Raw genomic sequence first — 12,991 nt, forward strand, 5'->3', positions numbered from 1 at the left:
ATCAATCGGAATGAACCGGCCGGGCTCTGCCCAAACCATCTTCCCGATCTAAAATTTCTACACTAAATTCTTCGGTGGAATCAAAATTTTCCCGGACCAGGATGATTTCGTGAATACCATTCTTCATATCCATTTGCAAACCATCTTTTGCTAAAGGTACATTTTTTGCATTCCAATAGGCGGATACTCCTGCGGGATTAAATTTCAGAGAAATGCTGCCCGTCCGAAGTACCTCGATAGGGAACCGGATGATCTGAGCGTCCATATTGTCGAATCTAAGCGGTGCTACCTCAGGTAGCTGACCAGAAACGGTGCTATACGTTGTGCTCCAAAAGTAGGATTCGGGATTTTCCACGACTACCGAAATCCCTTTCTCTTCGATCAACTGAATGTCCTCCTCACTGGCATCAAGAACCTTCCAATAACGTATATAATGTTTTGAAGGTACTCTGAATTCACCGGGTTTGCCGATCTCCGACAAGAAGCCAACCAGGTCGATAAACTCATCCCGGGTTAGACCACTGGTGAGGCCCGGCGGCATCAAAGAACCCGGAATGTTTTGGTGGGTATCAATCTGGAACTTAGGGATGGTGATTTGCTGACCAGTGACATCCCTCAAAACCACCTCTGAATCAGTCTCCCGAACCATATAGCCCATAACCACATTCCCGTTCTTTCGGACAACTTGATTTAATTCATAACCATCTTTGATCTCAGCACCCGGAGTGAGAATGCTGCTGATGATATAGTCGACGGGGGCATTGGCGCCTAGGCTACTTAGGTCGGTACCAATCTTTCCACCCGCTCCACCAATAGCATGGCAGGACATGCAATTCAAGTCACGATAGATCAACTCTCCTTTCACCGGATCACCGGATGCTTTGATGTCGAGCTCCAGACGATCTTTGTCCCAGTTGCAGAGCTTTTGAGGCATGGTGGGTTTTTGAATTTCGATATCTGTGGTCTGCAGGATGCCCCGGAGTGCGATGATTTCATCCTGATTTTTCTTTCGGTCGGACATGCGATTAATTTGCTCCATACCGGTCTGTGCTACCAGTTTGGGGATTTCTTTATCATTCAGGACATTTTTTAAAGCGTCCGGGCCCAAATTATTACCAAAAAAAGCAGAAAATAGCTGTGTAATATGATCTTTGTTCGCTGAGTCGCTCATCAGATTCCAGGCACTTTCCGCTGCTTTATGGGCATCCAACGATACCAGTTTTTCGATAGCACTCAGTCGAAGTTCCATTGGACTTTCCGGTCGGGTAAAAACTATAAGTATTTCCTTGCTCCTGGCGTCGCCCAGATTGGCGAGTGCAGTTAATCCAGTCGATCGATTGGATGGATCATCATCTTCTGCCCACTGTTTGTATTCGTCTGTAAAACTTTCTAATTTCCACAAACTGGCTAACGTAATCGCTTTTCTGGCAATGGATTCATTGCGGTCGTCGAACAAGGTGTGAATGACTGAAAGATCAACTTCTGGCTTTAAAGCTCGTTGTTGCATAGCAGTAATCAAGACCTGCAAATAGGCCTCCCGGTACTCGTTTTTTTGATTTAGCGCCCTATCAAGTAACAAGGATAGTTCTTCCGGAGTTCCATATTTGGATACCGAGGTGTATACGGCCTGACGATTTTCTTCGGAGACTCGATGGTTCACGTAAAGATCCAAAAGCTCTTTTACAGCACCAGGATTTGTGACGGATTTCAGTGCAAAAACCGTTTTTGGATCGCTGTCAAAATAAGAATTATCTTTTTCATATTCCTTCATCCAGATGGGTTCCAGTTTCCGGATGGTTTGCCATAGGGCAAAATCCAAGTATTGATCCATGGCCTGCTCCAGGGCCATAGTGGCAGTGGCTGCGGCTTTGGGTGCGGCGGATTTACGTAATGCTATAACAGCTTCCAAGCGGACCAGCGGATCGCTATCCTTGATCATTTTTTTCAAATACAGGTTTGCGCCCGGGTATTTATGAAAATCAAAAAACAAGGCGCGTACGCCGGCAGCCCGAACCATGGGGTTCGTGGCGTCGAGCAGTTTTTTTAGGACGGCATTGTTCGTTTCGTTCAGCGATTGGTACACCCAAAAAGCCTCCAGCAGCAGCCGTTCATAAATGGCGTCGGACACATCCAGGGCGGAGGTCCACCGATCCAGGTCTTTGAGTACTTCTTTAGCACCCCTTTCCTTCAATACACGCTTGGCCTGGTTTCTCGTCCATGCTTCTGGAGATTTCAGATGGTCCAACAAAGCGGTATTGTCGACCCCATATAAGTCAGGGATCTTGACGAGGGGATGGCCTTTGCGAGTGATTCGCCATATGCGACCATTTTCGTGATCGCGGCGTGGATCCCGGAAATCGACCTCACCGTGCTGGATGATTGGATTGTACCAATCAGCTACATAGATCGCTCCATCCGGACCCACAGAAATATCCACGGGTCGAAACGCTACATTGTCTGAATACAAAATATCTTCCTCCTGCGTGGAGACATACCCACTACCCAACCTATCCAGTGAAAACCGATTAATCCGGTTTGCTCTGAAATCGTTCGTGATCATATCTCCGGACCATGCTTCCGGAAGATGTCGGCCCGAAACAATGTCCAAACCGCTGTGCTTGGGCTGACCGGGATTGAGCCCGTGAAGAATGCGTTCAGCTCCTGGTGCTGTAAGAAAAGTGGCCCCTTGGAAACCATAGTTAATGCCTTCGGACCCCGCGCCGTCAGTGAGGAAGGACTGGCCCCATTTATTGAATTCCAATCCCCACGGGTTGACCAGTCCATATGCAAAAACATCCAGCTCCATGGTCTGTGGGCGAAAACGCCAGACTCCGCCGCCTTCCAGTGTCCGGAGTCCGTGAGGGGTTTCTACATGACTGTAAATGTATATGGATTGATTGAAATACAGGCTGCCGTCCGGTCCCCAGCGAAAGGTGTGGATAAGGTGGTGGGTATCGCCGGTCCCGAAACCGGACAAAAGCACTTTTCGTTCATCTGCTTTTCCATCTCCATTCGTGTCTTTGAGATGGAGTACCTCTGTGGAATTGGCTACATACACTCCGCCGTCTCCAGGAAGAATAGCAGTGGGTACCAGCAGATCGTCCGCAAACAGCGTAGATTGATCCGCCTGACCATCACCGGTGGTGTCTTCGAGGATGAAAACTTTACCAGTGGGCAATTCACCCGGTTTGGGCTGCGGGTATTGATTCGTACCGACCACCCACAATCGACCTTTTTCATCCCAGTTCATCTGAATGGGCTTTTCCACCATCGGTTCAGCAGCAAAAAGATTAACATCAAACCCTTCTGCCGGTTTTAAGGTACTCAATTGGTATTCGGGATCAGTATTCGGAATACTTCGTAGATTGTCTTGACCATGCAGCAACTGACCGGTCCATGAAACTAGTAAAACGACAATGATTCGGAGAATGAAAGTGTTTCTTCTACATTCCGATTGGTTTGCTAAAGGGAATGCAGATTCTCTTTTGATTAGTCGACTCCCGTGCAACGAAGAAGGTAAGCTACTGTCGGGACAGGGTGCTTTTGTTTTCTGATTAAAAAAATAGGTAAGGCGATTCATGATCTTTTATTTTATGCGCTTCAGCTGGTAATGGTTGGGATCCTGATTCAGTAAAAGAGCTATTTGGTCTTCTAGGCGATTTATAAATAAATTATTCACTTCCAATTCGTAGGCGTTTTGTTCTTGTTCGTGCAGGCGCATACCCACCAAATAGGTTCGGTTGAGTGGGCGGTACGCCTGGAAATACAAATCATTGATCTGGATAAGCTTTTCCCGGATTTGCCGGGCTTTGTCAAAAGCGGGCCCTTGGGTAATTTGAACACCGTTTGCCCATGCTTTGGCCGTCGCACTTACAATGTTTTGCTGATCAACAAGAAGTGTATAGACCCCTTTATGGAGCCCCTGGATGACCAGAGTTCTTCCAGATTGGGTTTTGATGTGACCGGGATGTGGCAGATGCTTGTCATGTACCGTAAATTCCAAGCCCTTTCGATTGATCCCGGGGTCCGTGATTTTTAGATCGCCGGAGGCGTTGATTTCATTGGTTTTACTATTCACATCGATGTTCCAGACCGGATCTTTGTGGCCCAGGCTGCTGAGAAGCATTTTTCCTGCCTGATAATAGCCCGATTCATTCAGGTGGATGCCGTTTTCTGTATAAGCGGTCTGACCTATTTGCTGAAAATTGTTAAATAAGTCCGCAACGAGCAAGTCCTTTTTGTGGGCTATTTCTTTTATCTTTTGGGTGTACAATGCGAGGTTGTCGTTTCGTTCCTTCACATTTACATTAATCTTCTCTATGGGAATCTGAGGAATGGGTGTCACCAACACGGGTTGAGCTTCCATGCTATGGATGGTGTCTATGAGTCGAATCAAATTGTCCTCAAATTTTTTCAGGCCATTTAAGCCTTCGTATGCTTCCATACCTCCATAAGCGATCACGACCACATCGGGAGCGGTGGCCAGAATTTGTTGGATCAACAGATCATAGGGTTGAGGCGGCGTGGAAATATAACTCCGTGCACTTCCTTCCGCGGTATCTCCGGACCAGCCCAGGTTTCGGAATGTCAATCTTTTGTCAGGCCAGGCACTGAGCAACATAAATTCTTGAATGCCATAAGGCTGCGCTTGCTCAAACAATGAGTTTCCCACAAAAGTGATGCGGCTTCCTTCCTTCAAATCCAGTGGTTGGATATCCTGATCGTCCGTGCGGATCGATTGGGCCTCCAAATGGTTCATCAATCCTGTAAGGGTGATCAATATTAAACCGCAAATGGTAAGGAAATTGAAGGTTCTCATGAGAATATATTATCGATTTGGACCCTAAAGTTAAAATCTTCTTCAGATGTGCCAAGTAGAAAAGAGAAAAATTGTGTTTTGATAATTGAATGCCTATTGTATTGGAAGCGTAATCAATTATTTCGTCCCGGCAATAGTAAAAGTTTTAAGTGACGAGTTATGTGAGGTTATATATTTTAAGGAAACTGAAGAAGGTGCTGCGATTGAGATTAAATTGTGGCACGTAGTTTATTGAATATAAAGGAACGAAGCTTTATCAATAAAACGGGATTTGATGGGCCCAAAATAATATAGGGGCCCAGCAATACCTAATCTTCACGAGGTCTTGTTTTAGTTAGAAAATTTTTATTCGCATAATCTCCAATGGCATTTCCCAGTCGATGACCTTCTTCTGAATCATATCTGAAATGTATTCCTAAATAGAGTCTGGAGAGACTGGCTTCCAGTCCAGCTTCGGTAAAGGAGTTGAAGGTACGGGTGGGAGGATCCATTTTTATCTTTCTGGAAAAAAGGCCCCGCAATATCTACTTCCTCTGTAGTCATTGTAAAAGTATACTGATCTCCCGTCCCCAGTGTATGAGATAAGACCCGCATTGCAGCTGAACTGGCGGATCCATGTGCTGATGGATAGGATGGAAACGCATAGGTATGCTTGTGCAGATTATTCCATTCTTTATCTTCCATGGTCTCCGGGTTTCCATCGTTAGCTGCCCACCTTATAGCGGTATATGGCCGCCAATGATTGTAGTAAAACTTGTTGTCGAACACATTTACGTATGCATCGAAAATGGTCATGTTTAAAAGAGCCATAGTTCTTGCTGCTTCCCATAAATTGAGCTTCTCCTGAAGAATGAGTGATCTGGCTAGCCGATTGTGGGAATTTTCGACGAAGTCCTTCCACCACATGGCTTCGTGGGTCTGGTCTTCTGTTCTTACTGTACTGTTTGTGCTACCACATTCTTTTACTTCATTAAATGACTTGGCGTAATCCACACTACTTATGTCCGGAGGAGGTGGTGCTCGAAACTGATCTGGCGAGGTAAGCAAGAATGGTTTGGCTTTGGCCCATCCGGCTCCAAATATAAAGCCGTGCGGAGTTCCAGAATGTTCTTTAAATTCAGCATAAACACCCGGGGCCATTGGATGCGAGGTATACTCTGCTTCCGCATTCCAATTGTCCATGTTGCGTAACTCCAATATTTTGCTAGCTGTTTCTTTACCCAATTGAATTCCTAAATCTTTGGAACGTCCATCTGGTACCTGGGAAAGAAAACGATCATGATGCTGCTTGAGTAGAGTCAAATTTTCCGTAAAGCAAGACTTTGCTACTTCGTACGCAGCCTAGCTGACTGCTGCCACGGGATCTGCATGGAACTGGTTGCCCTGGTATGCATACATCTCATAAACAGGTGTAATTGCGTTCAGCGCATTGTGCATGGCCGTATGCGCCAAAGCTTCTGTTCGAACCCCGTTAAGGGTCAATAAAGCGTCCTTTTCAACGGCAAGCTTCATGATTAATTCATTCCAGCTTAGGACAGCGTCTGGGCCATAATTTTGTGGCAGTGTTTTATTGGAGTGGCAAGACCATAATACACAACCCATTGACAATGTGATTAATAACATCCATAGCTTCGGGTGAAATATCTTTTTCATAATTCGAGATTTTAACCAAGTCGATCGGAGGGGATGTGTCGCGCGTCAGGAGATTTGCAAAGTACATATTGTTCGGACTTGTTATACTATATAATCGACTGTTCAAAATGCTATTTCACTTTTTCACTTATTAAATTAACCCAATCCAATAAAAAGAGGTTCCCTGATTATTGATTGATACCATCCTGAAAACAGGATTTTCGTTACATCTGGATCCGACTGTTATGAGGAAGGATGTGTTCGATTATAGCCCGGGAGATGCACCCTGGATAGAATAGAACAGTATGTTAGCAATAATTTTAATGGATCCTCAAGAGCTGTTTTTGTTTAAGAAAGCCCGTAGATCCTGTTTTGGATAGGTGCTGTCTTCACCTACCCATAGCAAATGTCCCCACTTATTATGGTAGGTTTTTAGTGTTGAATTTTTAATTTCTCTTGATGCATAGTGCCCCATTGTAATGGAGACTGATTTGTCGTTCTCGCTGTGCAGTATTAATGTAGGACACGTTATGTTTGGCAAAACTTCTGCCTGAATATTTGGAAACAATCACATCAATTATGCATGCAGACGTACCCATTTAAAGAGGTCGCAATCAATAACCAGATCAGGTAGGGTAATATCAACAAGGATTTAAATTGCAGGTCCGGCCAGTAGTAGAGTAGAAAGAAAGCCACAAGTAGAGTCAGTAATGAGATTATGATCAAGCCAGTGACGACATGGTGATAATAAAAAAAAGTCGGGTTCCAAGACACGTTGAAGACCCATTGCACGATGAATAAAGTGACGAACAAGGATTTATCTTCAGTGATGGGCCACAAGTAAGCCAGGTAAATACTGAAGCAAATCATAATAGTGGACCACGCAAAGCCGAAGACCCAGCCCGGTGGGGTCCACAGTGCTTTGTTTAAATTTTGATACCAATCGGAAGGAACGCCTCTTCTCGTAAAATAACTTCCGATGGCCAATCCGCCAAAATTGATCACTAGGAATAGGATTAAGGGGTAGATCATGTTTTGGTATAATAATAAGAAAAAATATTTATTTTCTCAACGTTTTATGTGGAGTTCGGACCACGGTGTATACTAATCAGGACCATAGACAGTTCAATAAAGGATTTGGTCATTTTTCCCTTGCCGTGCCATCAATAAGTCTTCATGATGTCAGGTCAAAAGTGCTTTAAACCAATTGAAAGTTTATCCGTAGATCAAATTATTACACCGAGACCAAATCTATTTAGTCGGTCTGGATCAATCATTTTTATCTTCCATAATTCTTTGAATTTCTTTCAGCAATAATGGATAAACAGGTAAGTCCGCACTGTGGCCATAGCCTTCCAGTTCGTAGAGCGTGGTCTCCGTATGGCCGGCGATTTTCATCATCCGCATCAGGTAGGCGTTTTCCTCATACCGACCGAGCATCTCCAGCTCCCGGTCACCGGTGATTAAAAGTAAGGGAGGCGCATCCGCACGGACATGATACAGTGGAGCCAGATGGTCCACGACGGGCTGGGTGCCCGGTATGCCCCGTTCTTTCCGGATTGTAAAATGTGTAATCGTATGACCGCTCAACGGGATCAGACCGGCAATTCTATTGGCATCGATGTGATGTTTTGCCAACCAGGATTTGTCCAGTCCGATCATACTGGTCAAATAGCCGCCAGCAGACGCGCCGGATACAAAAATCAATGTAGAATCACCACCGTATTCATCAATGTTGTTGAAAACCCAGCTCACAGCAGCGGCAGCATCTTCTATGTATTTCGGTGCCTTTACCCTGGGATGCAATCGATAATTGACCGCTACCACACCAATACCTTTTTCTTGCAATTCCCGGGGAATACTCTTTTTACCCGCAGTTAATCCTCCGCCATGAAACCACACCACCGTGGGGTAATTATCTAGGGTGCTCGGATAATACACATCCAGTACACACCGCTCCATGATGTATGGATCCGATTGATTCATCGAATCACTGTAGTAGGGAATATTTTTTTGGATCTCATAATGGACCTCCTGGGTGCTCCCCGTATGACTTAGTCCAATGAATAGAATGAATGTTAGAATCAGTCGCATAGCTGAATTGGTTTTAAAACAATGTAATATCTTTTGAATGGATAAGATCCGGTGGTGAGACCAGCGTTTATTCCGGTTTTAAATATCCAAAATCTTATCGGGTTATTCTAATTGACTGGAGATTTAGCAGGTGATGCCCCCTGAACTGTGTCAATCGTGCGGAAGGTAAGATTGATCCGGGGTTCCAGGACCCGACGTGTGGGCGGGAGTCGATGCTGCCAATGCGTTTGGGTGGTGCCTTTCATGACCAATAAGCTTCCGTCGTGCAGAAATAAGTCTACTTTCTCTTTGGTTTTCTTGTGTCTGAAAATAAATTTTCGATCTGCTCCCAGGCTCAGAGACGCGATTGCGCCGTTTTTTTTCAATTCTTTTTCATCATCACTGTGCCAGCCCATTCCTTCACTGCCATCATGGTAGAGGTTGAGCAAGCAGGAATTGTAACATTCACCCGATGTTTTTTCCAACAATGTTTTTAATTCCAACAGCTCTCTCGTCCAGGGTAATGCCTGTTTGGAAGAATGGGAATATGTGTATTCAAAAGGGGAATCACCGTACCATGCGACTTTTCGTTTCGTAGTGATGGTGCGACCAAACATTTTAAGCTGATCATGCCGCCATTCGATATTCGTCATCAATTCGTGGAGGTAGTAGTCGGCTTGATCTTGATCCAGAATAGAACCGTAATAAAATGCCTTGCCGTCTTTGGGGAGCAAATTGAGGGTGGGGTCCGGCGTTGTATGAAATAGATCCATCTGTTTAAAAGTGAAATTAATAAATTCTATTTTATCATGACAGGTGTGATGGTGTACCCCTTTCCCTGTAGTTGGCTGATCAAGCCGCACTCATACATCAGATGACTTAGCCCGACCGCGATAAAACAGCTGTTGGATCCTATAGATGACGCTATTTTCTTCATCCATCGGTCGTTCCGGCCGGTCAATATCAATGCATTCTGGCATGGAGCGTCAAGTTGGTAGTCCATATTCATATTCCTGTACCAGGCCGTTTGCTCGCAGTGTTCTGTGTTTCCGGATCTGATGATATTGATCACCCCTGCAAGTCGTTTTTTGTGCACTTTTCGCGGCATCCCTTCCACATCTTTGTTAATAAGATCTATTTGTTCTTCCGTGGTTTCCAGGCCGATCAGGTTCAGCTTTCCCTGCTTGGCTATCGAACCGATGTAATCATCCAGTGACAGTGAGGTGTCGGTGGAATCCCGGGGCAGACAGAATTGTTGTTTGAAGTATCTGTTCAGGAAAACGTACATTTCCGTGGGTGTCATTTTGTGAAAGTCGGTCGGACTGGAAGCAAACAGGGTTTCGATGAAAGCCAGATCTGTTTTATTCAGGTATTTATTCCACCGGGTCGTGGTTGTTCTCCGGTTGATGATGTCTTCTGTTGTTTGTCCGGGGATATTCAGATTTTCCTTGATCAGGACATCACACGACATCAGGGATTGGCGGACGTCACTCAGAGAATCGAAAAATGATTTGCCAAAGGCATGGTGGGTGCCAAATAAGTAGGATGTTTGAGGTTCATGAGCCCGGGTTACTTTAAAAAATACCGTCTGGAAGGTGTCTGGTTGAGCTAGGACAACCTGGATTGAAAGAAGTAGAATGAAAAAGCCTGTTTTTATAATCATAGTTATGGTTCTTCCCAAATCACATCATAGTGGTTTTGGTTATTAAAAAGGATTAGATAAGGTTTGGGAGTACTGCCGTCCCATACAAGTTTAGATGAAAAGAGGAGTACGGCATCTTCCCAAAATGCGACCCAATGAGGGGTCAGCGGGTCGGTTTGCTTGACGATAGTTTTTTGTTCTCCGTGTGTATCAATCAGCTCAAAAGACCTGTTGCCCCAATAAGCCAGTAATAATGCTCCGTTTTTATAATCCGCATCAAAGAACTGGTTGCGATCCAAGGGGGCATTGACCACGGTGGCGTCAATTACATCGTCCCATTGATTTTTAAGCGTTCCGTTTTGACCGATTAAAAAGCAGTCCTGATCTCCCATTAAAAGGATTTGGTTGTGTTCCACGGCTCTCATTCGTTTTATAGGTTGCTTGATATTGAGGTGTTGTACTGGTTTTTCACCCTTTTTCATACGCAACAAATCCGGGTATCGACAAAAAATAATTTCATCATCAGAATTCATCATAAATCCACCCTCTCCGATTCTCCATTCATCAGTGAACCAATCCCAAATGACTTTAAAATTGCCTTTTACGGTTGTTTTTAGTATCCGGACCTCAAAACGCTGGCTGCTGGTCACACGGCGTCTTTCTATGATGTAAATGTCGTCCTGGTCGTGAGAAAGCATAAAGTCACTTGCCGGATGCCTGGATTGCATAAATACTTTCGGGTCGGAGGTTTTGTTCCAAATCATGACACAGGCGTGATGCTCGAGGTCATCGATGGGATTGATGTACGACCACAAGACATGTTCACCCACTGCGATCATATTTCCAGTCGGATGGGCATGTACTACAGATGACAGCAACATGAATATGGCACCCAAAAAAAAGAAATGGTATTTCATAATGTTTGCTTTAGATCATCCGATTCCATAGAGAGCGCTGATTTAGCTGAGTATTGATCCGTGACTATGAGTTCAGCCCGCGTCATCTGTGGTGTATTTATAAAGAGCATGCATTTTAAATTAACAATACATCAATTTGCAAAATAAATATACGATAATCGTATAAAAAACAATATGTGTATTTTATCTATTCTCATATTTTGGGATATGATCATAATCATGGATATATTTGAAAAGTATAAAACTGTATCATAAAACACAAGATGAGACTTCTAAGAAGACCTCTTTCTATTCAGAATGTTAATACCAAAATAGACCATGGTTCTTTGCTCTTGTCTCTCCAGGTTTTCACATGGACTTTAATTGTTTTTCTGTTGGGTGGCTGTGCAGTGGCGAGAGTGAATCCGCAGGCTTCGCTAAAAATTCGTTTTCTCGATGAATATATTATCCCGGCAGACTTTCATGTATCGGGCACCTTAGTCGGCGGCTTGTCGGATCTGGACTATGACGGTGAATTTTTTTACACGGTTTGTGATCTTCCTTCGGCCCCCCGGATTTACCGGTTTTCCCTCGATATCAAAAACAGCAAGATCGATACGCTGCAGTTCTTAGAGGTCATTCCGGTGGACACCGAATCGACCCAACTGGTTTTCGATTCGGAAGGTGTAATCTACCATCCGGATGAAAAGCGATTTACCCTGAGCAGTGAAGGTTCGATTAATAGGGGTCGCGATCCTTTTGTGGCAGAGCTGGACAGAAACGGGCAGGTGCAAGAGCTGTATGATTTACCAGCTTACTTTCTGTCGTCCCATGCCTCCGGTCCCCGAAACAACAGCGTTTTTGAGGGTTTGTGTGAAAGTGTGGATGGCAAGGGCATTTGGGTTGCCAATGAATTGCCCCTTAAGGGAGATGGACCTGAGCCAGGAATATTTGAAAAACATGCTCCGATCCGGTTTACCCGATTGGATCGGAGCACCAAAAAGCCGGAACGTCAATTCGCTTATGACCTGGACCGGGTCCGGAAAATACCATTGCTTCCGTTTGGGATGAACGGGGTAACGGCCATTGAAGAATATGAGGAAGAACGGTTTCTTGTGTTGGAACGGGGGTTTTCAGCGGGCTATGGCCGACACGGTTTTCGGGTCTTGCTGTATCTGGCGGATGGCCGGGAGGCGGATTCCACACTGGAAGTAAATCGGTTAAAGGAGGTAAAGCCCAGCACGGTGACTCTGGCCAATAAAAGCCTGCTATTTGATTTTAACAGCATCCGAAAGGAGCTGACGAACCGGTCGGTGGACAATCTCGAAGGGATGACCTTTGGCCCCACCCTGCCCAATGGAAACCGGACCCTGGTATTGATAGCTGATAACAACTTCAATACGCTGATGAAGCAAATGAATCAGGTGATCCTGATGGAGGTGGTTGGGGAATAGGGGAAATGCAGTAAGGCATGGCCAGGTGGATTTCGTTCTTGCCATTTTTAATTTTTTTGACTTGATCCTTTCAGTCATTGCGGACTTGATCCGCAATAATGCTTCTTCACTTCCTGAATAAATGCATCATCCACCCCGATTTCCATACTCAACTCCTTCCATAGAGGATTGGTACTATTTATCAAATCATCCTTCCAGGCTCTCTTCCAATTTTTTAGTTGCTTCTCCCGTCTGATCGCATCAACGATCGAATCATAGACTTCAAAATAAACCAGTTTGTTACAATTGTACCTCTATGTAAACCCTTTATTGATTTTTGCCACTCTACGCCGCAGGTCATTGGTTACGCCAGTGTAAAGCACCTTGTTGTACTTGTTGGTCAAAAAATAAATGTATCCTCCTTTTAGCATACGCTCTGATTCTAGTGCGCTGAATCATAAGTAAAAGATACTATTGAAGCGATTATTTTTTGACA

The 12,991-nt window shown here is 44.6% G+C and carries 11 protein-coding genes; 1 reads left to right on the forward strand and 10 read right to left on the reverse strand.

Going from position 1 to position 12,991, the window contains the following annotated elements:
• Position 1: 1 nt before the first annotated feature.
• The 9 genes from KUV50_RS10635 to KUV50_RS10675 form a co-directional block, all read right to left on the reverse strand.
• Positions 2–3,580, reverse strand: a complete 3,579-nt coding sequence (locus KUV50_RS10635; protein ID WP_222580125.1) for a PVC-type heme-binding CxxCH protein — start codon at positions 3,578–3,580, stop codon at positions 2–4.
• Positions 3,581–3,586: 6 nt separating this feature from the next.
• Complete coding sequence (locus KUV50_RS10640; RefSeq protein ID WP_222580126.1) at positions 3,587–4,819, reverse strand: SGNH/GDSL hydrolase family protein; 1,233 nt, start codon at positions 4,817–4,819, stop codon at positions 3,587–3,589.
• A gap of 396 nt (positions 4,820–5,215) precedes the next feature.
• Complete coding sequence (locus tag KUV50_RS10645) at positions 5,216–6,001, reverse strand: vanadium-dependent haloperoxidase (RefSeq protein WP_222580127.1); 786 nt, start codon at positions 5,999–6,001, stop codon at positions 5,216–5,218.
• 159 nt (positions 6,002–6,160) lie between these two features.
• Positions 6,161–6,472, reverse strand: coding sequence for a hypothetical protein (locus KUV50_RS10650; protein WP_222580128.1), 312 nt, complete (start codon positions 6,470–6,472; stop codon positions 6,161–6,163).
• Positions 6,473–7,024: 552 nt separating this feature from the next.
• On the reverse strand, positions 7,025–7,483 hold the full coding sequence (locus KUV50_RS10655) for a TspO/MBR family protein (RefSeq protein WP_222580129.1): 459 nt from the start codon (positions 7,481–7,483) through the stop codon (positions 7,025–7,027).
• A 237-nt stretch (positions 7,484–7,720) separates the two neighbouring features.
• Entirely contained in the window at positions 7,721–8,545 is an 825-nt protein-coding gene (locus tag KUV50_RS10660; RefSeq protein ID WP_222580130.1) for an alpha/beta hydrolase, read from the reverse strand.
• 107 nt (positions 8,546–8,652) lie between these two features.
• Positions 8,653–9,297, reverse strand: coding sequence for an alpha-ketoglutarate-dependent dioxygenase AlkB family protein (locus KUV50_RS10665; protein ID WP_222580131.1), 645 nt, complete (start codon positions 9,295–9,297; stop codon positions 8,653–8,655).
• A gap of 26 nt (positions 9,298–9,323) precedes the next feature.
• The gene (locus KUV50_RS10670; RefSeq protein WP_222580132.1) at positions 9,324–10,187 is read right to left on the reverse strand and encodes a TraB/GumN family protein; all 864 of its coding nucleotides are present in this window, start codon (positions 10,185–10,187) and stop codon (positions 9,324–9,326) included.
• A gap of 2 nt (positions 10,188–10,189) precedes the next feature.
• Complete coding sequence (locus KUV50_RS10675) at positions 10,190–11,083, reverse strand: hypothetical protein (RefSeq protein WP_222580133.1); 894 nt, start codon at positions 11,081–11,083, stop codon at positions 10,190–10,192.
• Between the two features lie 263 nt (positions 11,084–11,346).
• Between KUV50_RS10675 and KUV50_RS10680 the strand changes: the two genes are divergently transcribed.
• The gene (locus KUV50_RS10680) at positions 11,347–12,516 is read left to right on the forward strand and encodes an esterase-like activity of phytase family protein (protein WP_222580134.1); all 1,170 of its coding nucleotides are present in this window, start codon (positions 11,347–11,349) and stop codon (positions 12,514–12,516) included.
• 293 nt (positions 12,517–12,809) lie between these two features.
• Here the strand turns inward: KUV50_RS10680 and KUV50_RS19750 are convergent, their stop codons facing one another.
• Positions 12,810–12,926, reverse strand: coding sequence for a GIY-YIG nuclease family protein (locus tag KUV50_RS19750; RefSeq protein ID WP_222580135.1), 117 nt, complete (start codon positions 12,924–12,926; stop codon positions 12,810–12,812).
• Positions 12,927–12,991: the final 65 nt, after the last annotated feature.

Source organism: Membranihabitans marinus, assembly GCF_019802045.1.
Lineage (GTDB): Bacteria > Bacteroidota > Bacteroidia > Chitinophagales > Saprospiraceae > Membranihabitans > Membranihabitans marinus_A.

What these genes read in the sequence shown, in the direction of transcription:
- KUV50_RS10675 (WP_222580133.1), bottom strand. Translation starts at nt 11,083, where the DNA reads ATGAAATACCATTTCTTTTTTTTGGGTGCCATATTCATGTTGCTGTCA.
- KUV50_RS10665 (WP_222580131.1), bottom strand. Translation starts at nt 9,297, where the DNA reads ATGGATCTATTTCATACAACGCCGGACCCCACCCTCAATTTGCTCCCC.
- KUV50_RS10650 (WP_222580128.1), bottom strand. Translation starts at nt 6,472, where the DNA reads ATGAAAAAGATATTTCACCCGAAGCTATGGATGTTATTAATCACATTG.
- KUV50_RS10660 (WP_222580130.1), bottom strand. Translation starts at nt 8,545, where the DNA reads ATGCGACTGATTCTAACATTCATTCTATTCATTGGACTAAGTCATACG.
- KUV50_RS10640 (WP_222580126.1), bottom strand. Translation starts at nt 4,819, where the DNA reads ATGAGAACCTTCAATTTCCTTACCATTTGCGGTTTAATATTGATCACC.
- KUV50_RS10680 (WP_222580134.1), top strand. Translation starts at nt 11,347, where the DNA reads ATGAGACTTCTAAGAAGACCTCTTTCTATTCAGAATGTTAATACCAAA.
- KUV50_RS10645 (WP_222580127.1), bottom strand. Translation starts at nt 6,001, where the DNA reads ATGGACAATTGGAATGCGGAAGCAGAGTATACCTCGCATCCAATGGCC.
- KUV50_RS10635 (WP_222580125.1), bottom strand. Translation starts at nt 3,580, where the DNA reads ATGAATCGCCTTACCTATTTTTTTAATCAGAAAACAAAAGCACCCTGT.
- KUV50_RS10670 (WP_222580132.1), bottom strand. Translation starts at nt 10,187, where the DNA reads ATGATTATAAAAACAGGCTTTTTCATTCTACTTCTTTCAATCCAGGTT.
- KUV50_RS10655 (WP_222580129.1), bottom strand. Translation starts at nt 7,483, where the DNA reads ATGATCTACCCCTTAATCCTATTCCTAGTGATCAATTTTGGCGGATTG.
- KUV50_RS19750 (WP_222580135.1), bottom strand. Translation starts at nt 12,926, where the DNA reads ATGCTAAAAGGAGGATACATTTATTTTTTGACCAACAAGTACAACAAG.